Here is a 23196-nt window from a genome sequence, read left to right as displayed (position 1 = left end):
ATAATAGTTAACGTTAATTTTTGTGTTATCTTTTAATTACCGATATAAAAATTGTTTTATTTCGAGAGTCATATAAGTGAATCCTGTCAGTCATTGGTAAGACGATTGTGTTAGGAGGAGAATTCTTTTGAGTTATTTACATCGTTCAGAAATCAAGCTTGGAATGACTCTTAATCAAGTACTGGTAAGTCCGGATGGTAATATGGTTCTTGGTCAGGGGACCGTGATGAATGAGTATTTACTATCGTGTTTAAGAGATTGGAATGTGAAGGGTGCCGATGTGATCCAACAAGCCGAGGTTGAATTTAATCTTGCTGAGATTGAAAGAATGATTTCTGATATTGTGGTATCTTTAACTGATAACGCATCAATTGAAACCCATTTGCAAAGCGCTGCCCAGGTGCATTCTGAAATAGAAACAGAATTAAAAGGGATTTTCTTACGTGCCAGGTATCAGGGAATCATACCCTTAGACACCATTATTAGTTTGGTCAATATGAGAATATATCCAAGTCTGTCCCGAAAGGATTCTTTCATACAACTACATACTGATGGAGCTGCTGAAGATTATCTCTACAGGCATGCATTAGATGTTGCTTTTCTTTCCGGTTATCTTGGACGCTGGCTTGGTTATGGTGACAGTGAGATCTGGAATCTTACTTTAGCCGGTTTATTGCATGATATTGGAAAAACTCGAATTAAATTTGAAATGTTAAGTAAACCGGATAAATTGAACTTGGAAGAGTTCAATATTGCGAAATTTCATGCGAATTATGGCTATCAACTGCTGGCACAGACCGGCATTGTACCGAATGTAGTCTTAGATGCTGTTATTCAGCATCATGAAAGAATGGATGGATCAGGGTATCCTTATGGGCGCAGCGGCACAGAGATTAGTATGCTGGCCAGGATTGTTGCCGTAGCTGATGTATACGATGCTCTCATTAGCAATCGCTACTACCGAAAGGGTGTTTCACCAAGAGAAGCAATCAAAATCATGATGTTCCAGATGGAGGGGCAATTGGATACTCACGTCTTGGCTTGCTTAATCGAGTATGTGGGGAAACTTGATGGGACAAATGCACTGTTGATTTTTCATGACCTAGCAATGTAGAAGCCTAAAATCTTCGCGTCTTCGCGGTTCAATGGTTCTATTTTTTTAGTATGCTTTCAGAGTTTTTTTTATAAGGAGAGGATTTTTTTGCAGAAGCCGTTAAAGATTTTAATTAGCGATGATTCTTTGTTGTTACGAAAAAAACTAAGAGAAGAGTTAGAGAAACTAGGCTGTCAGGTATTTGAAGCTAAAGATGGACAAGAAGTAATCGAAGCATATAGCCGATTTCGTCCTGATGGAGTTTTTATGGATATTGTCATGCCAAAAGCCAATGGTATCGATGCATTGAAAAAGATTAAAGAAATAGATCCAGAGGCAAGGGTTATTATGCTTTCCTCGACAGGTACTGCTGTCAATTTACTAGAGGCTCTTAAATTAGGTGCAATTGATTTTATTCAGAAACCATACAATAGTAGTCAAATCGTGAAAGCGGTAAATGACATCATTCGAAAGGAGAGCTAAATGTTTAGTCAATTTTTTGCTCAATATATATTAAATAAAGGGTTGTTAACACCAAGTCAAGTGCAGGAAGCTCTTGAAAATAGACGTGCAGTACAAGTGAAATTAGGCGTATTGGCCATTAACCAAGGCTTTCTAACTGCTGAGCAGGTAGAAGAAATTCACGGGCTGCAACAGCGGATTGATAAACGATTTGGTGAGATCGCCTTAGATGAAGGCTATTTGTCAGAAGAGCAATTGATCACTTTGCTGGATACGCAAGAAAATGATCATCTCAATTTTGGCCAGACATTAGTCGATAAAGGTTATATGACGTTAGGGCAGCTGGAGAATGTTTTAGAAGAGTACAAAGCAGAAGGCAGCCTAGACAAACAGCCCGATGCATCCTATCTTAAGGAACAAATTCGGACTCAATTAAAAATCCCTCAAAATGATGAGAATGTAGAATTGTATTATGACTACATATCACTTTTTCTTCGGGCTATGGTCCGCTTTTTAGATACCAGTCCTTTGCTGGCAGCAATTGCTTATGAACATGATGCGAATCAATGGTTTGTTTCACAAAGCATGACGGGAGACATCATTTTGCATAGCAGTTTTACTGCCGAAGAGAGCGTATTATTGGAAATAGCATGCCGGTATAGTGGAGAAAAAATTTGTGAAATGGATGAGCTGGCCATTGATAGTGCAGGAGAATTTTTAAATGTTACTAATGGTCTTTTTTGCATTAATCTTTCCAATATGGGACTCGATCTTGATTTACATCCTCAACGAGTTACGAGAGGTGCTGCTTTTAGGGGGAAATCGAATTATGCAGTGGCGATTGATACTGACTTTGGCAGGATCAATCTAGTGATGGCCGGAGCATAATCACTTTTCTTATAGAGGAAAATATACGATCAGTGCGAATACTTTCCTAGAGCAGAGAGGAGTGACAAGATGAAGAAAAATAGTGAGGTTTTAAAGCACAAGGTGAAAGCGGTTATTTTTGATCTGGATGGAACGTTAGTGGACAGTGAGCCTAATTACTCCAAAGCAGATAATGTGTTATTGAGGGAATATGGGATACCAGCATTGAGTGAGGAAATGAAAAGGAAATATGTTGGTATTGGAACACGAGAAATGATGGAAGATGTCAAAGGGATATATGGGCTGAATGAGTCGATCGATATGTTAGTAACCAAAAAGAATCAATATTACCTTGAGATTGCCAAAGAAAATACGATTGTTTTTCCTGAGATGTATCGGTTTTTACAATTTCTAAAAGAAAAAAACTATCCTTTAGCCATTGCTTCCGGTTCATCTCCAGAAATCATTGACATAATTTTAGCCATTACGAATCTGACAGAATATTTTGATGTAATTCTATCGGCAGATGAAGTGGCAAAAGGAAAACCTGCGCCGGATGTATTTTGGGAAGCTGCCAAACGACTGGGCGTACCCTTTGAAAATTGCTTGGTAATGGAGGATTCAGTACATGGGGTGGAGGCTGCGAAAAGTGCTTCTATGTATTGTATGGCATTGCCTTACATGATGGAGGAGCCTTTTGACAACAGCTTTCTCATGGCAGATGTGTTATTTAAGCAGGGAATTAATGGATTCCGGGCAGAAGAAGCAATTGATTGGCTGCGAAAAAACAGCTAGAAATTGAATGTTCCTGTCTTGTAATATGTATTTCAATAGATAGGCGGATAAAAATGCTACATTTTTATCCGCCTATCTTTTAAGCATAGAAAAGTCTTTTAAGGAGAACGTAAACACATATCTTCGCGGTTCAAAAGCTTTTAATTTTGAATAAATTCTTTTTATCGTGGCAATAATAGGCTCATTACGTTTGTACCTAACGAGGTAAAGATGGCTTATGTAATTGGTTGTCTCATGGCGGCGCTGAGCTTTTTATTAAATAAGATATTATTGAAATATGTAGGAATGAAAGCGGTTATTAGCTATAGTCCAGTAGTAGAAGAAGTAACAAAGAGCCTTTGCTCTTATTATCTTGCTGCAGATATTATCGTGACTCACGTGGTATTTGGAATGTTAGAAGCAGGTTATGACTGGTATAATACCGCTGATGGACAACGAGGTAAATGGGCTGCATTATTCAGTATTATCGGTCATAGTCTATTTGGATGTTTGACTTTTTTAGCACTATACATAAGCAGCAGTATTTGGATTGCCATACTCGTGGCAAGTTGTGTACATGTAATGTGGAATGTTACCTTAATCCGTTTGTCGTCTCAAAAATGAAATACCACCTCTTCTTAATGACAGACTTATTATCGAAAAGGAGGAAGCCTTTTTTATGAAAATCTTTTATAATTGTGCACATTGTGGAGCTGCGATTGATGTAATTGAAGTAGATCAAGTAGATGAAGTTAAGTTTGGCTTTGATTGCTTGACGGCTGAAGAGCGTCAAGATATAATAAAAGTTGATACGAAAGAAAATACCATGCATGTTCATTCCTTGTGCGATCAGTGTATAGAGACTTTGGGACTTCATGAAAAAAAAGCGGTTCAACAGCAAATCAATTTTTTACATTAAAAAAAATGGATTAAATCAATAAGGTTCGAAGTATAATGAAGTAATGATGCAGGGCTTTAGCAACAGCTAAAGCCCCTTTTTACCTTTTCACTTTAGGGCTCCAAGGTTTTTCTATGCACAAAATTGTACAGTGTGAAATGCTTTCTTATAATAGGAAGAGGTGCTATGAACAAATTATTTGAAATTATGAAACAAGATCCTGGAATGAAGCGGGTTATTGCCGTTTCCCAATTGACTGCGAGTCAAAGCCAAATCTATGGCGTAACAGGTGTGCAAAAAAGCGCGTTATTAGCAGCGGCATATCAGTCTGCTCCTAAGCCTACTGTGATTGTTACTGGTAATCATGAGTCGGTAGAACAGCTGCGCGCAGATTTTGCCACGCTGCTTCCCAATACTCTTGTTCTCGAACTGCCGGCTTTAGATATTATTACATTTACAGCGGTTGCAAAAGGTGTTGAGTTGGCAGCTCAGCGTATGGATGTTTTGGGGCGGCTGATCCGAGGGGAAAATATAATCGTCTTAGCCACGCCTGAGGCAGCAATGCAAAGAGTACTGCCCCGGGAACACTTTGAAAATAATCGCATTACAATTAGTAACGGATCAGAGATGATACGTGAAGATTTGCTAGAGTCGCTGGTACGTTTTGGCTACGAACGGGTGGATCAAGTGGAGGGGCTTGGTCAGTTTAGTGCCAGAGGCGGTATTGTTGATATTTTCCCCATCAGCAGTAAAGTACCGATTCGTTTAGAGTTATTTGGTGATGAGGTGGATTCCCTGCGGGAGTTTGATCTTGCCTCACAGCGATCGATGCACGCCGTAGAGCAAGTGGATATTCTTCCCCTATCTGAGATTGAAAAAAGTGGAACTCCAACGGTGTTTTTATCGTATTTACCAGCAATTTCAACCATTGTGTTTGACGAGACTGCTCGTATCCGCGAACAGATGGGGAAACTGGTAAAAGAAAATCCAGAGATTAAGAAAAGCACTTTTACGTGGTCAGATATAGTATCGGTGGCAGGGCATTACAATGTGTTATATCTTTCCTTAATGCTGCAAAAGATTCCTTATACCCAGCCTGATGAAATTATTAGTATTACAGCCAAAGGCATTGTGCCTTTTCATCGTCAAATGGATATGCTGATTGCGGAATTAAAAAATTGCCAGGAGCATAAGTCTTACCCTATTATTTTTATGTCTAATCAGGAAAAGGCCGTATCGCTGCAGCATACCTTGGCGGAGGAAGGTCTTTCTGCCGTTTTTTCTGATGTCATCCATACTTTGACCGAAGGTACTGTATTAATAACGGTTGGACTACTCTCAGCAGGCTTTGAACTGCCTCAAGCCCATCTTTTAGTAATTGCAGAAAAAGATATTATGGGCCGCCAGAAGAAAAAACCTCGTCCCAGAGTAGGGAAAGGTCAACAAATTGCTTATTTTCGTGACATTAAGATTGGCGATTATGTCGTTCATATCAATCATGGGATTGGCAAATATGTAGGAGTAGAAACTCTGATTGTAGGAAATGTACATAAGGATTATCTGCATATTCGTTATGCGGGGGAAGATAAACTCTATGTTCCCACGGATCAGGTACATTTACTGCAAAAGTATATTGGCTCTGAAGGCGATGCACCTCGTTTAAATAAAATGGGTGGCAGCGATTGGTTAAAGGCCAAGGGGAAAGCAGAAAAAGCAGTCGCAGACATGGCGAAAGAATTATTGGAGATCTATGCACAAAGGAAGGTTGCATCCGGTTTTGCCTTTGATCCTGATACGCCTTGGCAAAAAGAGTTTGAGGATGCCTTTCCTTATGAGGAAACACCTGATCAGCTCAGTGCTATTATCGAAATTAAGAGTGACATGGAAAAAAGCCAGCCTATGGATCGTTTATTATGCGGTGATGTGGGATTTGGCAAAACAGAGGTGGCCATTCGTGCTGCGTATAAAGCCGTCATGGGTGGTAAACAAGTTGCGATACTTGTACCGACGACTGTGTTAGCTCAGCAGCATTATCAGACGATTAGTGCCCGCTTTGCCGGCTTTGGTCCAGTCGTAGATGTAATCAGCCGCTTCAGGAATGCAAGAGAGCAGCGAGGGACTATAGAGGCATTGGTCAGTGGGCAGGTAGATGTATTAATTGGTACCCATCGTATTTTGCAATCAGATGTTATATTTAAAAATATCGGATTGCTGATTGTCGATGAAGAACAGCGCTTTGGTGTAAAACAGAAAGAAAAATTAAAAAAATGGAGTGCGGGGATTGATGTATTGACATTAAGCGCGACTCCAATTCCCCGTACCTTGCATATGTCATTAGTCGGTGCAAGAGATATGAGTATTATTGAGACTCCGCCAGAAGAACGATTCCCCGTCCAAAGCTATGTAGTAGAATACAATGAAGAAGTGATGCGTGATGCAATTAAGCGGGAATTAAAACGAGGCGGTCAGGTATACTTTGTCTATAATCGAGTACAGACTATAGATAAAATGTACCGCCGTTTAGCAGAGATGCTACCTGATGCTAAAATTCGTGTAGCTCATGGACAAATGCCGGAAGAAATGTTAGAACAAGCTATGCTTGATTTTTATGAAGGTACTGATGATGTATTATTATGTACAAGTATCATTGAAAACGGCCTTGATGTGCCGAATGCGAATACGATTATTGTATACGATGCTGATCATTTTGGTTTGTCTCAGTTATATCAAATGCGAGGGCGGGTAGGACGATCCCATCGTATGGCTTTTGCTTATTTTACCTACCGCCAGGATAAAGTACTGACGGAGGTTGCAGAAAAGCGGCTGCAGGCAATAAAAGAATTTGCAGAATTAGGGGCTGGTTTTAAAATTGCTATGCGTGATTTGGAAATCAGGGGAGCTGGTAATTTGTTAGGATCCCAGCAGCATGGACATATTGTAAGTGTAGGTTTTGAAATGTACTGCCGTTTACTGGATGAAGCTGTGCAGCAGTTAAAGACAGGGCGGACGTTAGAAGCGCCTGTGGAACCTGTGCTGGAATTTAATGTAGATGCCTATATAAGTGGCGACTATATTAGTGACGCCATGCATAAAATTGAAATATACCAGCGGATTGCCGCCTGCAGAAATGAAAAACACATTTCCGATCTTGTGGATGAATTAATTGATCGTTTTGGGGAACCGCCTGGTTGTGTATTAAATTTGCTCGAAGTAGTGAAAATTAAAAATTTCTCCAGGGCCATTGGTATTCGTTCTGTCATTCAGCAGCCCAATTATATAGAAGTAGCATTTATTGATAAACCAAATGTAAAACCTGAGCAGATCATGGCATTGAAAGAAGCATTTCCTGCTCGTGTTATGATTTATCCTGAAGGTATTCGACTCAAGACCGTACAAATTAGCAATGATAAATTACTGAATTGGCTAGTCAAAGTGTTTACAACTTTGCTTTGTTAAGAAGTTAAAGAGAAGGTAATCCTAAGATCCCTGCATGCAAATGATATTTTTGTATTATATACCTGTTTTTAGAAATTTTTAGGCATCATGTATGTGAATAAAAATGTCTCGTAAGATATATACTATCACTGAAATCAGATGTCAAAAACTGTAGAAAAGGGGGGATACTGGTGAAAGCCACTGGAATTGTAAGAAGAATTGATGACTTAGGCAGAGTTGTAATACCTAAAGAAATTAGGCGAACACTTAGGATTCGCGAAGGTGATCCATTGGAGATATATGTTGATCGAGAAGGGGAAGTGATCTTAAAGAAATATTCTCCAGTAAGCGAACTAGGTGATTTTGCAAAGGAATATGCCGATTCGTTATATGAAGCAGTCGGCCATATCATCTTAATAGCGGACAGAGATACGATAGTTGCTGTCGCTGGTTCTTCAAAGAAGGAGTTTATGAATAAACCGTTAGGATCAGCTCTGGAAAAAGTTATGGAAGATCGTAAAGCGGTTTTATTGAACAATCTTGCAGAAGCCAAAGGCTCTAAGGGTTCGATAATTGACTCTGGTGAAGAAGAAGAGGTATCGAAATTCACTGCTGAAGTTATTGCACCGATTATTGTAGAGGGGACTTCCATTGGTGCAGTGGTGATTTGCACGAAGCAGCAAGGAGTGCAGATGAGTGAAATGGAAGTGAAACTAGCAGAGACTGCTGCAGGATTTTTAGCAAAACAAATGGCCACATAATATGAAAGTTGTAAAAAGTAGCGGACACAGATTCGCTACTTTTTTGCTATAACAAAAATAGAGTGCTGTAAAAAAGAAGTATTAGCAGTAATTATATTTTGGGATAATATAATGTTCATCTTCTGAATAAGTAGTAATAGGAATGCTTTAGGAGGAAGAAATTACGTGAGTAAAGATACATTTTTAAAAGGGGCATTCATTTTAACCCTTGCTGGTGTTGTGGTAAAAATAATTGGTTCGGTAAACCGCATCCTTCTTTCCCGTTTATTAGGGGGCGAAGGAATTGGATTATACCAGATGGCATATCCAATTTATTTATTAGCCTTGAGTATTTCATCTGCCGGTATTCCGGTGGCTATTTCTATTATTGTTGCTGAGAAAGTGGCCTTATCTGACTTTCGCGGTGCAAATCGGGTATTTCGCATTTCATTAGGCTTATTAACGATAACGGGAATTGTTTTTACATTTCTATTATATTTTGGTGCTGGATGGCTGGTTGAAAATCAATTTGTACGTGATCCTCGTGCGTATTATGCGATTGCTGCTTTGGCTCCGGCAATCTTCTTCGTTACGATTTTATCGAGTTATCGTGGTTATTTTCAAGGAATGCAGATGATGACACCTACAGCTGTATCGCAAATTTTTGAACAGCTGATTCGAGTCGTAACCATGGTATTTTTAGCTTTTTACCTATTACCCATTGGTCTTGAATATGCAGCTGCTGGTGCCAGTTTTGGTGCAGGACCTGGTGCCTTAGCCGGCTTATTGGTATTAATGTATTATTATTGGCGGCATAGTACCATATTAAAAGCAAAAATAGCTATGCAGCCGATTATAAAACAAGAAGCAAGCGGGAAAATTATTTCGCGGATTGTAAAATTGGCCCTGCCTGTGTCACTGGCAAATGTTATGCTGCCAATCGTGTCCAGCATTGACTTGTTAATTGTACCGGCACGGTTAGAAGCTGCCGGCTATACGGTAGGTCAGGCAACGGAATTGTTTGGATACCTGACGGGCATGGCAATAGCACTTATCAATGTCCCCACTATTTTGACGGGATCATTGGCATCTAGCTTGGTACCTGCCATATCAGAAGCCTTTACGCTCAAGGATCACAAGCGAATCTATCAGCGCACAGCTATGGCCATGCGATTTGCCAATTTAATTACCATACCCAGTTTTGTCGGGATGTGTCTGCTGGCTACGCCGATATCGCAAATGCTGTATGGTACGCCCAATGCTGGAGTACCAATCGCCATATTATCAGGTGGTGTCATTATGCTGGGGATGCATCAGATTACAACGGGAGTATTGCAGGGATTAGGGTATACAGCGATTCCTCTAATTAATATGACCATCTCTGCTGCTGTAAAAATTGTTATGAGCTGGACATTAACTGCGATACCTTCTTTTGGCATAAAAGGCGCTGCTTGGGCGACAAATGTTGATTTTGCCTTGGCTGCTCTTTTGAATATGTATTTTGTATATCGCTATGTAGGATTTAGCATCAATATCAAAGATACATTAAAGACGGTTGCAGCTGCCATTATCATGGGCGCTGTGGTTTTGTTAACCTATGATGCGGTGATGGCAAAAACCTTGCATAATACAATGGCAACCTTGGCTTCTGTTTGTATAGGTGCTATAGTATACAGTATTATTCTTTTACTATTAGGAGGTATCGAGCAGGAGGATATCGAAAAACTACCTAAAATAGGTAGCAAACTAGCTCGTTTATTAGCTAAGATAGGTATATTACGAAAATAATAAAATTTTTACTTTAATTATGAATATGAGGCGATAATGTGGGAGAAATTACAATTGTAGGATTAGGACCTGGTTCTTTTGGTCTCATCACCGTGGAGACATTAGAATTATTAAAGACTGCAGAAAAATTGCTTTTGCGTACTGCAAAGCATCCAACTGTAACAGCAATGATGGAACGTGGTATTGCATTTACCAGTTATGACTATGTTTATGAGGAGAAGACGTCATTTGAGGAAGTTTACGAGACGATCGCTCATGAATGTTTACGTCAGGCTGCACTGGGAAAAAAAGTAGTATATGCTGTACCAGGCAGCCCTCTTGTAGCAGAGAAAACAGTGATGCTAATTCGACAATTGGCAGGTGAACAGGGGATTGCCGTTAGGATTTTGCCTGGGATGAGTTTTCTGGAAGTCTTATATACAAGACTTGCCATAGATCCCATTGAAGGTATTACGGTACTGGATGCTGCTGATTTAGCAGCCATGCCTCCAGAGTTAATGACTGCTTTAGTGGTAACACAAGTCTACAATCATTACGTTGCTTCAGAGGCTAAACTGGTGCTGATGGAATATTACCCCGATGACTATGAAGTGATCGTTGTGAAAAATTTGGGATTACCAGATGAACAGTTGTTAGCAGTACCTTTGTTCGAATTGGACAGAGTGCAGGAGATTGATCATCTCACCAGTGTGTATGTGCCGCGACGCAGTACTGCAGTGAATCGATTTTCCTTAAATCCTATACTCGATGTGATGGCTAAGCTTCGCTCGAATGAGGGATGTGTATGGGATATTGAGCAAACCCACTCCAGTCTTAGAAGGTATATTGTGGAGGAGGTTTATGAAGTCCTAGAAGCCATTGATTTACAAGAAGGAGAATTATTATGTGAAGAGCTAGGAGATTTGCTATTACAGATTGTATTTCATGCCCGCATTGCAGAAGAAGCAAAGGTATTTACCATGCAGCAGGTAATTGACGGCATTACAGAGAAAATGATACGTCGTCATCCTCATGTATTTGGTGATACAAGCGTCCGAGACGCAGGCGAGGTAGTACTAAACTGGGATGCGATAAAAAAGCAGGAGCACGGCAATGAGAGACCGTCTGTGCTCGATGGCATACCGAAGGGACTGCCCAGTCTCATGAGAGCTTACAAACTGCAAGCGAAAGCTGCTAAAGTCGGATTTGACTGGGATAGGATTGAGCCTGTATGGGACAAGATATATGAAGAATTAAATGAACTGAAAGAAGCCTGTTCCCAGGGACAAGCTGCTAACATGGAAGCGGAGTTGGGAGATGTATTATTTTCAATTGTAAATTTGGCAAGATTTTTAAAAATTGATAGTGAAGTTGCCTTAAATAGTACAAATAACAAGTTTCGCCGTAGATTTCTGTACATTGAAAATATGATGAAGAAAAAAATGCTAAAATGGGAAAATATGTCACTAAAACAGCTCGATTTCTTCTGGGAAGAGGCGAAAAGTAACAAAATATAAAGAAATTGGGATATTTTTAGTATTTTTTTAAAATCTAGACAGGAATAAAAAAAATGATAGCGAATAAGCTATTCGTAACGATTTTTCATAAGGAGGCTATTTTTGTGAATAAAACTGAATTAATTGCAAGTGTTGCAGAAAAAGCGGGTTTGACTAAGAAGGATGCTGAGAAAGCAATCAATGCTTTATTTGTTAGTGTTGAGGAAGCTTTGGCACAACAAGATAAAGTCCAAATCATTGGGTTTGGTACTTTTGAAGTAAAAACACGTGAAGAAAGAAAAGGCCGTAACCCACAAACAGGCGCTGAAATTACAATTCCAGCATCTAAAAACCCAGTTTTCAAAGCTGGTAAAGGCTTAAAAGACGTAGTAAATAAATAAATTTAATTATAAATAGAAACCAGGTTAATATAACCTGGTTTTTATTTTAAGGAAGTGAAGTATATGATAAGCAACATATTGGTAGTTGATGATGAGCCTTCAATTGTAGAACTAATTGAATTTAACCTGCAAAAAACAGGTTATCACGTTCTTAAGGCAGAGAATGGTCATGAGGCATTGCAGTTGGTTAGGACCAATAAGCCTGATTTGATTATACTGGATTTAATGATACCCGGTATTGATGGTATAGAGGTATGTCGCAAATTAAAAGGGCAGCAGGAAACTGCGGCGATTCCCATTATTATGCTGACAGCCAAAAATGAAGAAGTGGATAAAATTGTGGGCTTAGAGTTAGGTGCAGATGATTATATGACTAAGCCTTTTAGTCCTCGGGAACTTATGGCTCGCGTAAAAGCGGTGCTGAGGCGAAGTCATAAAGATAGTATACAGCACGATGGCGAGTTAGTTGTTGGAAAACTGCGATTGAATTTTTCCAGTTATACGGCATATTTGGATCAAGAGAAGTTAGAACTTACTCCTAAGGAATATGAGTTATTGAAATTATTTATTACAAATGTAGGCAGAGCCTATACACGTGAGCAATTGCTGGAGAAGGTATGGGGTTATGAATATTTTGGTGATACTCGTACAGTGGATGTACATGTCCGTCATCTCAGAGCAAAAATGGCAGCTGAGCCGAAAGTGGCAGAAGCAATTGAGACAGTTCGGGGAGTCGGCTACCGCTTCAGCGAAATTTAACAAAAACATAATAATAAATACCTGCATTTTGTGGTATATTTTCTATATCAATATATATCTGATGACTGGATTTCGATATATGAAGAATCGCCCTAAGTGGCAGGAGGACATCTATGGATTATAAGATTCATGTGAATAAGTTAAAACTATACTATGGAGATGCATTGGCATTAAAGAAGATTTCTCTTGGTGTGGAAGAAAACAGTTTGTTGGCCTTGATTGGACCTTCAGGCTGTGGTAAGTCCACATTTATCAAGACATTAAATCGTATGAATGATTTAATTGCTAATGTAAAAATAGAAGGCGAAGTCCTGTTAGATGGAGTTAATATTTATCATCCAGACACAGATGTAGTGCTGCTAAGGAAAAGAGTGGGGATGGTTTTTCAAAGACCGAATCCGTTTCCCATGTCGATTTATGATAATATTGCATATGGCCCCCGCATTCATGGCATCACTAAAAAAGCACGGCTGGATGAACTGGTGGAAAAGAGTCTGAAAGGGGCAGCTCTTTGGGAAGAAGTACGAGATCGTCTCCAAAGCTCAGCCATGGGCATGTCAGGCGGACAGCAGCAACGTTTATGTATTGCAAGATTATTGGCAATCGAGCCGGAAGTGCTGTTAATGGATGAACCCTGTTCAGCCCTAGATCCTATATCAACTATGAAGATTGAAGAACTGCTTTCGGACTTAAAACAGAGATATACGATTGTTATGGTTACTCACAACATGCAGCAAGCTGCTAGAGTATCTGATTATACAGCATTCTTTTTGAATGGTGATCTAGTGGAACATGATCAAACGGATGTCATATTTACAAGACCCCAGGATAAACGTACGGAAGACTATATTACTGGACGATTCGGATAATGGAGGCGAGAGCATGACGGTTACCAGGCAAAATTATAATCAAGAGTTAGAAGAGTTGCGCAATGATATTTTAGAAATGGGCACCCGTGTTGAACTGGCCATTGGCCAGGCTGTAGCTTCGTTAACGACCCAGGATATAGAGATGGCTAAGCATGTAATGGCTGGTGATGACTACATTGACGCCATGGAAAGCAGTATTGAGGACAAATGTATGGTACTCATTGCCAGGCAGCAGCCCTTAGCAAGGGACTTGCGAATTATCGGTACAGGACTTAAAATCACGACAGACTTAGAACGAGTGGGAGACCATGCTTTTGATATTGCTAAAATTGCATTAGGCATTGCAGAGCAGCCGCTGATTAAACCGTTGGTGGATATCCCAAGGATGTCTGCAATGGCACAAAAAATGTTAAGAGATTCCCTGGCTGCTTATATCAACCTTGATATTGCTTTAGCAGAAAATGTATGTACAGCAGATGATGAAGTAGATGATATTTATCATCAAACCTTTCGTGAACTCTTAACGTATATGATGGAAGATCCCCGTAATATTACACAGGCAACTCAGTTATTATTTGTAGCACGCTATTTAGAGCGAGTCGCTGACCATGCTACCAATATTGGAGAATGGGTTATTTACTTAGAAACAGGACAGCGAATGCGCAAAAAATAAACTGCCAAATCGGCAGTTTGTTTTATTTAGAGGATGTATACTTCAAAAAAGGAATGATTTAAAAGGTTTATAATCTAATGGCAGCTTCAGCAGCTAGTGGCGATCGCTCGCATTCATCATGCTGCAGCGTTACTTGGAAACAAAGCTTGGATCCTCGCATTTTCTCGCTGGCATACACCAAACCATTGGATTGGCTGTCTAAGTATGGATGGTCAATTTGGGCGGGATCACCAAGAAGAATGATCTTGGTACCTAATCCCGGACGAGTGATCACTCCTTTGGCTTGGCGAGGTGTAGCATTTTGCATTTCATCAAAGATGACCCAGTATTTTTGTAAGGATCGACCTCGCTGAAAGGCGAGTGCTTCTGTTTGAATCGTATGCTTGTCAAATAGTAATTGAATTGTATCTTCCGCTTGCATTAGATCTTTACTGTCATCGAGTGTATTTCCATTCATCAGGGTAAACAGATTATCTCTGATACCTCTCATAAAAGGACTTACTTTATCGACTTCTGATCCAGGAAGAAAACCAATATCTTCATCCATAGGGACGTTAGGACGACAAATAAGTATGTGATTATAATCCCTGGGACGGCACTCAAAGTGCTGATGTAAGCCTACAGCTAAGGAATAGAAGGTTTTAGCTGTACCGGCAGGACCTTTAATAATGACTAAAGGGGCTTCACTGGCGCTCATCATAAGACATTCTTGCATGAAAATCTGACCGATATTACGGGGGACGACACCAAAGGGATTGTGATGCTGATAACGCAGATGGATGATTTTTTCGCCGTCAAAGCGACCTAAAGCTGTATGACGGTCATTATCTGTTGAACGAATCAGAAAAAATTGGTTGGTTTCTAAAGGTGTGTTTATCAATACATGAGCATTTTCATCATAGGTGAATAAAAAAATAGGATCAATGGTATTTAAAACATTTTCATGAAAGCGATTAATAACTTCTGAGGTGGTATAAATGATGCCTCGACCAGTATATTGCTCCTCGATACTAGCTACCTTTTCATTACGGAAATCTTCAGCGTGAATCGTAAGAATGGTTGCTTTTACACGCATATTGGTATCGCGGCTGACTAAAATCGGGTAATGATTACTTTCGGATAACCCTTTGCATACTTGCAGAATACGGTTATCAGGTTTGCTTCCTGACCAATTAGCAGGAATTTTAGTATCCAGATGGTTGGTTTCAATTCGTAAGATGCCGCCTTGATCATTCAAGGGGACTCCCTTAAGCAAATTGCCTGTAGCTCGTAGGTTGTCAATAATGCGGCTGACTTGACGGCTATTGGCGCCTCGTTCGCTGCTTTCCGATTTGAAACGATCCAGTTCTTCTAGAACTACTTCGGGAATGATTACAGTGTGCTCGTTGAACGTAAATATTGCGTTAGGGGAATGTAGGAGAACATTAGTATCAATAACGTAACATTTATTCAATGTAATCCTCCTCTACTTAAGAATTGCTTCTTATATTTTTAGTATATGCAGCAGCAAGAAGATTGAGTTAATATGTAACGATATTTTATATGTAGAATGCTCCGAAGTTGGATATTCTAAGTAGAAAGAACAGGATATTGTTACACCAAGTAATTTTTGGCAGGTTAGTACCTTGACCGAGTTAAATTTGAGGTTAGATTGGGGAGATTTTTTTGTCCTGCGAGGCGAAGGAGCCGCGCATATCGGCTATCTGTAAGGTGACGACAACGAAGCTGGGCGGAAAAAGATCCTCAAGATAAACAAAAATATAACTTTGTCAAGGTACTAGACTTAACAATTACTTAACAATCCCTTAACAAATATAAAAACATGATGATGCGACATAGAGCCGTATAAATACTGAATTTCTTAATTGAGATTCAGTATTTATTTTATTAAAATACCTCAAACATTACCGCAATTAGCTTTTTGAAGACATAAAAAATAGAATTAGAAAGTAGGAAAGCATAGTGAAAAAATAATAAACAAAAACGCTTGTCAATATAACTATAAAGATGTTATAATAACATAGAAAAATAAATTTTCCATGTTAAAGGGGAAGGGATATATTTGGGCGATGAAAATAAGATTACTCCCACAGATGAGATGACGCCAGATCAAGTAATACGTATATTAAAAGATTACGGTATAAAAATAACTAAACGTACGTTGTTTAATTACGAAAAAATGAATTTAATTCCTACTCCACTACGAAAGGGGCAAGGTAGAGGGATAGGATACTTAACACAGTACCCGAAAGATACAATAGCGGAGGTTTACGCCGCCTATAACATGAGACATAACGGAACTGCTTGTAATTATACTTTTGAGGCTATTGCAATTGCGAGAGAATATGCTCTTTTTGTTAAAGATAATATCAAATTAAGTGATGAAGATTTATCGTTAAAGCTTTTTGAAAAGGAAAGAGCAGAAGGTAAAAGCTCTATACTTGCTAGTTCGTGGAACGTATGGTTAATGGAAGTAGAGGAAATTGATAGTGTTATATTCAAACACGATAATCTTGGTGAAAATTGGGGGAGATATTTAAGAATAAATAATATGGTTAATCACTTAAGAAATTCTAAAGTCATGGAATTTATTGAGATTATGAAAATTGTATCCTCAAGTCCAGAATTTCTTATGGAATTAGGTTGCGAAGTAATGAAATGCGATTTTGATTTTTCGCCGTTATTAGCAGTGCTCAAGCAGACAATACGCCATAGCTAAATGCAGTGGCGTAAAAAATGTTTTGAAATGGAAAATTGATTTCCATGTTAAAAAATTATAGGAGGAATTTATATGAAAAATTCAAAACCAATATTCATTTTAAAGAACGAAGTGGGTAAGGAACAAAGATATACATTAGGCGATCAAGGACAACTCGTACCATTGGTCGCTATCTCTGAAGAAAAAGTATCATGGCAGTCAGTTAATACAATTTCTGAAACCTGCAAGATATTGAAATTAGGTCGTAATACTTTGATGAGTCTAATAAAATCAGGTCAATTAAAGGCAGTCAAAGCAGGGATAAAACGATGGATAGTTCCAGGGTGGGCAATTGAAGATTTTCTACAGCGACCAAAGCAAGGTGTTTAATACCTGATAAAAAAATAACCGCCTTGGATCGGCGGTCTTAATGAGGTGAATTTAATTTCTATTAATAATTATAACATGGCTTCATCTAATGCAAAAGCAAGTATTGATATGAACACTAAGCAATTCTTAGAAGCTTTATATAGTAACGCCGAAGGATACATATCTCTGTGGGGAAAGTCCACTAAAAAAACGTGCTTCATTGACGTTTCCAATATTGACACGATAATCGATACCGCAATGTCAGTAAAAAATGATATTTATTTTGGCGTTAATCTAGGAAGTAAACCAAAATCTGAGGGACGATTTACCGCCGAAGATATCACGACCATTCCGGCATTATATGTAGATATCGACATTGCAGGACCTAACCATAAATCAAAGAATCTCCCTGCAGACATGAATCAAGCCCTAACATTCATCAATGAGTTGCCAATCGAACCATCAATAATAGTTTCAAGCGGTTCAGGATTACATTGCTATTACATATTTAAAGAGCCGTGGAAATTAGAGCCACCAGAGGAAAGGTTGCAAGCGCAGTCAATATCTAAGGGATGGCAGAATTATATCAGAAGTCGGACTAAATGGAACATCGATAGTACTTACGACCTACCAAGAGTACTGCGCATACCAGGAACTTTTAATTGCAAGAATCCTGAAATCCCCGTAGAAGTTACCGTATTATCAAGTAATGACAATCGATATAATCAAAGTGATTTTTCTCAGTATATAGCTGAAGTTGTTAAGGTGGAAAAACGTGATCGATTCAAAAGAAACCCATCAGATGGTCCTGCGAAATTAGCAATTGATAATTGTAAATTCTTGCAGGCTTGTAGAGACCACGCAGCCGAACTATCAGAATCTCAATGGGTTGCCATGATTACCAACGTGGCGCGTTGCTCAGATGGGCCTGAAATAGTCCATGAACTTAGCAAGTCATATCCAGGCTACACGGAACAGGAAACAACAAATAAAATTTACCATTGTTTAAATGACATGCAAGCTCAGACCTGTGGATATATTCAAGAGTCATTAGGATTTAAAATGTGCCCTGATGGCGGTTGTGGAGTTAAAGCTCCCTGTAGTTGGGCACTAAGTACCAATAAGGTAAGAAGAACTAATGACGGTACAAAGTTAGAGGCTATAGAGGATTTTGATAAACCCGTACCAGATGGATTTTTCGATGCAGATATACCGCCCAAGGAATTTTTCGATGGATCAGGAAAGTTTGTACCTCCCCAATTAGCTGAATACATAATGGCTACAAATACATTAGCATATGATCATGGAAGCTTATTTATATATCAAAATGGTGTATATATCCCAATCGATTTTACAAAGATCAAACAAATATGTATAGATCTATTAGGAAAGGATTATCGAGATTCACGAGGAACAGAAGTCGCTCGTTATATACAGACTTCGAAACTTTCCGATGAAAACTTTTTTGAAGGCGCTACTGAATTTCTGAACGTAAAAAATGGACTGGTAAACTTTAGAGATCATGAAATTAAATTACTTCCGCACACATCGGATTATCACTCAGAAATACAAATTCCTGTTGTTTATGATAAAAATGCAAAATGTCCAAACATCCTCAAATTCTTTAATGATGTGCTGCCTAATGGATGTCAAGAATTTATAGAGGAATTATTCGGGTATTTCTTGGTGACAAGCACAGTTATTCAAAAAGCTTTTTTGCTGTATTCTGGTGGTGAATCAGGTAAATCAATATTTCTAGATCTTGTTGGTAGGTTCGTAGGGGATAATAATACATCTCATGAAAGCCTGCAGGATCTGTCGGAAAATAAATTCAGAAAGGCTAGTCTTGTAGGTAAATTAGTCAATGTCTTTGCAGATATTCCAAGTCGTTCTATTGAAGATAGTTCAATATTTAAAACACTTACTGGTGGGGATTGGATAACTGCCGAGAAGAAAGGGGAAAAACCTTTCAAATTTAGGAATACAGCGAAGTTAATATTTTCTTGCAATGAGTTGCCAAGAAGTAAAGATCATAGTCACGGATTTTTTAGAAGATGGATTGTAATTACATTCCCAAATCAATTTCCACCAGGCTCTCCCCAGAGAGATCCATTTATAATCAATAAAATAACTACTGCAGAAGAACTATCAGGGCTGTTAAATCTATCAATAAATGGCTTGAGGCGGCTTTTTAAAAGGGGACATTTTTTAGAACCTGAGATATTAGCGCAAAACTTAGAGAAATACAAACTATCAAATGATAGTGTATCTTTATTTTTAGCTGAATGTTGTGAAGAAAAAACAGGAAATATTGAAACGAAGTCATTTATCTATAATAGATATTCTGATTTTTGCAAATGTAATGGTCTTCACCCCGTTAGTTCTATTAAATTTAACAAAAAATTATTAGAGGTTTTCCCAAATGCAAAGGAATACAGGACTAAAGAAACCCGCAACTGGTTAAATATTGTTGTTATAAATTAATTAATGACCAATTTTAAAAAAATCTGTCATCATAATAAGAGCTTATAAACCCTTGTGATTATTGAGTGGTGACAGACTTTCGATGACAGATTTGATTTTAACTCGCCCTATTTTCTCTCTATATATTTTTATATTAATTTAATGAAATCAATTATAAAAAATATTAGTCATTAGTCATCATTTCAGTATTGGTAAGGGTTCGTTGCCATTTAAATTAGTCATCAAATCTGTCATTTATTAAAAATTAGTCATCTAAAATATGTTTGCAAACAATTGTGCTTGAAAAACTTTTAATGGAGATATTTTAATGAGAAAACAACGAATACCAGCTAAAATTTTAGGATATGAAGGTGAAAGACCAATTATAGCCTGTACTGCTGAATGGGTAGGACAATTCTGGGAGTTAAAATTTGTTTGTCCTTGGTGCCAATATAATCATTGTCATGGTGGATGGGTTGACAGAGAGCCCATTGCAGGGGATTCGGCTTCGCACTGCACGGTAAATAAAGAGAATTATATATTAGAAATTACTGAGAAGATTGGAAAATGGAAGCCCGTTACAAAGAAATAGTTTTAACCCTAATACTTACCTACTGGCTTGGAGATGGGTTCCGAGTACTAGGAAGATTTATTAAGCATGTGAAAGGAGAGAATATGTCGAAAAAAATATGGAGCCGAGATTTGCGTGAGGCATTAAAAAAAAAGAAATCTGCCTATGTAGATGATAAATATAATATTTATAAGGATGCTTGCGGCAATCGTGATCCAACGCCTGGTGATGTTTTTAGGGGAAAATATGGGACAAAGGTGGTGTAATAAGGTTGATGGATCTGACTAAAGTGGACAGTATAAAAAAGAGGACATTTCTTGCAGTTTTCTCTGAGTGCGGTAATGTTACTAAATCTGCTGAGATTGCTGGGTGTGCTAGACAAACCCACTATGATTCAATGGCAAATGACCCTGAATATGTTTTGGCTTTTGATCAAGCTAAAGAAGCTGCAGCCGACAAGCTAGAGCAAGAGGCCAGACGTAGAGCCGTAGAAGGGGTAGCGGAACCGGTATTTTATCAAGGAAAACAAATTGGCACAGTACAAAGGTATAGTGATAATCTGCTCATGTTCCTACTTAAGGGCGAACGCCCTGAGAAGTTTAAGGATCGTCAAGAAGTAACTGGCAAGAACGGTGGCCCAATACAATTAGAGGCTATGACCGCCGACCAAAGGCAGTCGCGAATTATTGAGTTGTTGGAAAAACGAGATAGCTAAGAGCAATCAGAAAAATAACCAAGATTCCTATAATGATCATAGGCGTAAATTAACGCTCAATAATGCTTAATAACTAGTAAAATAATTATCTCAGTGTCCAATAATGTTATATTATTGAACATTGAGATAATGCTTGAAATGGAAAATAATAGTAATTTAGGGGAGGTTATAAGCCTTCCTTTTTCTATTGTGGAAGTTTGTTAGGGATATAAATAAAAATGATAAAGGGGTGAATTACACTGACGATTAGAGAATTATTAATTCAAATAGGTTTTAGGGTTGATAGGTCTGGTGCTGGTCAAGCAGATAACGCAATGGGCAGCTTAGAGCGTAGAGCGAATAGACTAGGTGCTGCAATGGGTGCCCTTGGTGCTGCAATGGGAATGGCTTTTGCGCTTAGAGAAGTATTTCAGATGGCAGATGCTTGGGCGAGTGTTAATGCGAGGGTTAGTTTGGTTACTAATGGAGCGGAGGAACAGAAATTTGTTACTGAATCCCTGTATAATATAGCGGTAAAAACTCGCCAAGAATATGTAACTACCGCAGACTTATATGGAAAGATTGCAAGGAATGCCAAAGAGTTGAGTTTAACTCAAAACGATATTTTGGGACTGACTGAGGATATTAATAAAGCGTTGATTATTGGCGGCGGAAACACGCAAGAAAATCAAGCTGCAGTATTGCAATTAGGGCAGGCCTTGGCTTCTGGCAGACTGCAGGGTGATGAGTTTCGTTCACTGATGGAGAACGCGCCACGCTTAACAAACGCAATCGCAGAGGGCATGGGCGTAGGCATTGGGCAATTGAGGTCGATGAGTAAGGCGGGTGAATTAACGGCTAAAGTTGTTATTGATGCTATTAGATCGCAATCGGCGAAGTTAGAAAAAGAATTTATGCAAATGCCTACTACGATTGGTCAGGCAATTACTGGCGTAGGTTTGAGAGTGGGGAAATTCCTGCAAGATTTAGAGAAAGAAACAGGAGTTTTTAAATCTATTGCCCAAGGGATTGCTAAAGTTTTTGGTGCTATTGATGACGAAATTAGGGCAGCGTCTACGAGAGTAGGTGGATTTAAGAACGTCTTAAAGATAGCAACGGCGGCGGTGATCGCTTTTGGTATTGCTTGGGTTGTTGTTCGCGAGGGATTATACACTTTGGAGCTATGGAGAATAGCCCTACAGATATTAAAAATAAATGTCGTTGCAGTTGGTAGGGCGTTTTTAGCTTGGTTAATGAATCCTGCATTTTTAACAGTAGCTGCAATAACGCTATCAATAATCGCTGTAGCTTTGGCATTGGAAGACGTTTATTACTGGGTGACTGGTGGTAACAGCGTATTAGGTAAATATGTTGGCTCTTGGGATGAATTTAAAGCCAAGGCATTAACATACTTACAGCCTATTATTGACGGCTTTAATGAGCTGGTAGGAGTTATAAAGTCCGAAGGAACACCAGCGATAATGGCAATAAAAGACGGTTTTATTTCTGCGTTTAATGTAATTGTGGCATTTCTTACTCCTATTGTGCAGTGGATTATTGCTCAATTTATGGATATTACCAATAACGGTCAAGTAATTTTTAGTTTGTTACTGACAATATGGCAAGGCATTGTTAGCGGTATTGTGTTAGCTTTAAAATTTTTGACTCAAGTTTTTACAGGGAATTTTAGCGGCGCAATAGACACTGTTGTTGGATTTTTTAAGAATTTATTATCAACGGCATTGTCTGTATTGCAGCAAATAGGAACCGCAATAGGAACTTATGTATTATCAAAACTAGGATGGGCAGGTCAGGCAATAGCAAAGCTTGCAGGGATGGATTTAACGAAAGGCATGATAAATGCAAGCCTTGACGTTAATAGCCCAACTGGAACATCTAAAATTGCGGCAAATAATAATTACGGAATCAATCTAAACCCTAATCTAGATTTGGCTGGGACTAGTACAAGAAACAATAACGTGACCATAAACCAAACAAATCAACTATTAGCTGGTACCCCTGCAGGGCAGGTTAATTTTGTCCAAGATGCTACTGAGGATATGTTCAATCAAAGACTCGTTACTGGAATGCAGTATTCATTATAATAGGCAAGAGAAATCCAGCAGGTTAGCACCATTGCTAACCTGCTGGATTTTATTTAAGCAAC

Annotated in this window: 22 protein-coding genes; 21 read left to right on the top strand and 1 reads right to left on the bottom strand. The window is 38.8% G+C overall.

Annotated elements, in window-relative coordinates; genetic code table 11:
- The first annotated feature begins 127 nt into the window (after window positions 1–127).
- From FR7_RS19890 to phoU, 14 genes are all read left to right on the top strand, one after another.
- Window positions 128–1114 (top strand): HD-GYP domain-containing protein, encoded by a 987-nt coding sequence (locus FR7_RS19890; protein WP_007932390.1) that lies wholly within the window; start codon window positions 128–130, stop codon window positions 1112–1114.
- Window positions 1115–1201: 87 nt separating this feature from the next.
- Entirely contained in the window at window positions 1202–1576 is a 375-nt protein-coding gene (locus FR7_RS19885) for a response regulator (RefSeq protein ID WP_007932387.1), read from the top strand.
- The gene (locus FR7_RS19880; RefSeq protein WP_007932385.1) at window positions 1577–2443 is read left to right on the top strand and encodes a cyclic di-GMP-binding domain-containing protein, MshE-related; all 867 of its coding nucleotides are present in this window, start codon (window positions 1577–1579) and stop codon (window positions 2441–2443) included. It begins immediately after the preceding gene.
- 69 nt (window positions 2444–2512) lie between these two features.
- Window positions 2513–3217 (top strand): HAD family hydrolase, encoded by a 705-nt coding sequence (locus tag FR7_RS19875; protein WP_007932383.1) that lies wholly within the window; start codon window positions 2513–2515, stop codon window positions 3215–3217.
- A gap of 210 nt (window positions 3218–3427) precedes the next feature.
- Window positions 3428–3820, top strand: a complete 393-nt coding sequence (locus tag FR7_RS19870; protein ID WP_007932381.1) for a hypothetical protein — start codon at window positions 3428–3430, stop codon at window positions 3818–3820.
- Between the two features lie 55 nt (window positions 3821–3875).
- Entirely contained in the window at window positions 3876–4115 is a 240-nt protein-coding gene (locus FR7_RS19865; protein WP_007932380.1) for an anti-sigma-F factor Fin, read from the top strand.
- A gap of 165 nt (window positions 4116–4280) precedes the next feature.
- Complete coding sequence (gene mfd, locus FR7_RS19860) at window positions 4281–7550, top strand: transcription-repair coupling factor (protein ID WP_007932378.1); 3270 nt, start codon at window positions 4281–4283, stop codon at window positions 7548–7550.
- A gap of 170 nt (window positions 7551–7720) precedes the next feature.
- Window positions 7721–8290, top strand: coding sequence for a stage V sporulation protein T (gene spoVT / locus FR7_RS19855; RefSeq protein WP_007932376.1), 570 nt, complete (start codon window positions 7721–7723; stop codon window positions 8288–8290).
- 165 nt (window positions 8291–8455) lie between these two features.
- The gene (locus tag FR7_RS19850; protein ID WP_007932375.1) at window positions 8456–10057 is read left to right on the top strand and encodes a putative polysaccharide biosynthesis protein; all 1602 of its coding nucleotides are present in this window, start codon (window positions 8456–8458) and stop codon (window positions 10055–10057) included.
- A 38-nt stretch (window positions 10058–10095) separates the two neighbouring features.
- The gene (yabN, locus tag FR7_RS19845) at window positions 10096–11553 is read left to right on the top strand and encodes a bifunctional methyltransferase/pyrophosphohydrolase YabN (protein WP_007932373.1); all 1458 of its coding nucleotides are present in this window, start codon (window positions 10096–10098) and stop codon (window positions 11551–11553) included.
- A gap of 104 nt (window positions 11554–11657) precedes the next feature.
- A complete protein-coding gene (locus FR7_RS19840; protein WP_017531241.1) occupies window positions 11658–11933 on the top strand; it encodes an HU family DNA-binding protein in 276 nt (91 codons plus the stop codon).
- Between the two features lie 63 nt (window positions 11934–11996).
- Window positions 11997–12692: a response regulator gene (locus FR7_RS19835; RefSeq protein WP_007932370.1), complete on the top strand. Its 696-nt coding sequence runs from the start codon at window positions 11997–11999 to the stop codon at window positions 12690–12692.
- 113 nt (window positions 12693–12805) lie between these two features.
- Window positions 12806–13561: a phosphate ABC transporter ATP-binding protein PstB gene (gene pstB / locus FR7_RS19830; protein WP_007932368.1), complete on the top strand. Its 756-nt coding sequence runs from the start codon at window positions 12806–12808 to the stop codon at window positions 13559–13561.
- A gap of 13 nt (window positions 13562–13574) precedes the next feature.
- The gene (phoU, locus tag FR7_RS19825) at window positions 13575–14234 is read left to right on the top strand and encodes a phosphate signaling complex protein PhoU (protein ID WP_007932367.1); all 660 of its coding nucleotides are present in this window, start codon (window positions 13575–13577) and stop codon (window positions 14232–14234) included.
- 67 nt (window positions 14235–14301) lie between these two features.
- Here phoU and FR7_RS19820 read toward each other — a convergent pair whose 3' ends face one another.
- Window positions 14302–15687 carry a PhoH family protein gene (locus FR7_RS19820; RefSeq protein WP_007932366.1) on the bottom strand — a complete coding sequence of 462 codons (1386 nt, stop codon included), beginning with the start codon at window positions 15685–15687 and terminating at the stop codon, window positions 14302–14304.
- Window positions 15688–16296: 609 nt separating this feature from the next.
- Here FR7_RS19820 and FR7_RS19815 point away from each other — a divergent pair.
- The 7 genes from FR7_RS19815 (at window position 16297) to FR7_RS19785 (ending at window position 23134) form a co-directional block, all read left to right on the top strand.
- Window positions 16297–16953, top strand: coding sequence for a hypothetical protein (locus tag FR7_RS19815; RefSeq protein WP_007932365.1), 657 nt, complete (start codon window positions 16297–16299; stop codon window positions 16951–16953).
- A gap of 72 nt (window positions 16954–17025) precedes the next feature.
- Complete coding sequence (locus FR7_RS19810; RefSeq protein ID WP_007932362.1) at window positions 17026–17322, top strand: helix-turn-helix domain-containing protein; 297 nt, start codon at window positions 17026–17028, stop codon at window positions 17320–17322.
- Between the two features lie 75 nt (window positions 17323–17397).
- On the top strand, window positions 17398–19785 hold the full coding sequence (locus tag FR7_RS19805) for a DNA primase family protein (RefSeq protein ID WP_017531242.1): 2388 nt from the start codon (window positions 17398–17400) through the stop codon (window positions 19783–19785).
- A 307-nt stretch (window positions 19786–20092) separates the two neighbouring features.
- Window positions 20093–20356 carry a hypothetical protein gene (locus tag FR7_RS19800; RefSeq protein WP_007932358.1) on the top strand — a complete coding sequence of 88 codons (264 nt, stop codon included), beginning with the start codon at window positions 20093–20095 and terminating at the stop codon, window positions 20354–20356.
- A gap of 83 nt (window positions 20357–20439) precedes the next feature.
- Window positions 20440–20601, top strand: a complete 162-nt coding sequence (locus tag FR7_RS24310; protein WP_017531243.1) for a hypothetical protein — start codon at window positions 20440–20442, stop codon at window positions 20599–20601.
- Window positions 20602–20609: 8 nt separating this feature from the next.
- Entirely contained in the window at window positions 20610–21050 is a 441-nt protein-coding gene (locus tag FR7_RS19790) for a hypothetical protein (protein WP_237714812.1), read from the top strand.
- Between the two features lie 314 nt (window positions 21051–21364).
- A complete protein-coding gene (locus tag FR7_RS19785) occupies window positions 21365–23134 on the top strand; it encodes a tape measure protein (RefSeq protein ID WP_007932352.1) in 1770 nt (589 codons plus the stop codon).
- Window positions 23135–23196: the final 62 nt, after the last annotated feature.

The organism is Pelosinus fermentans DSM 17108, assembly GCF_000271485.2.
GTDB classification, from domain to species: Bacteria; Bacillota; Negativicutes; order DSM-13327; family DSM-13327; genus Pelosinus; species Pelosinus fermentans.
This window is presented reverse-complemented; position numbering and strand designations above follow the sequence as displayed.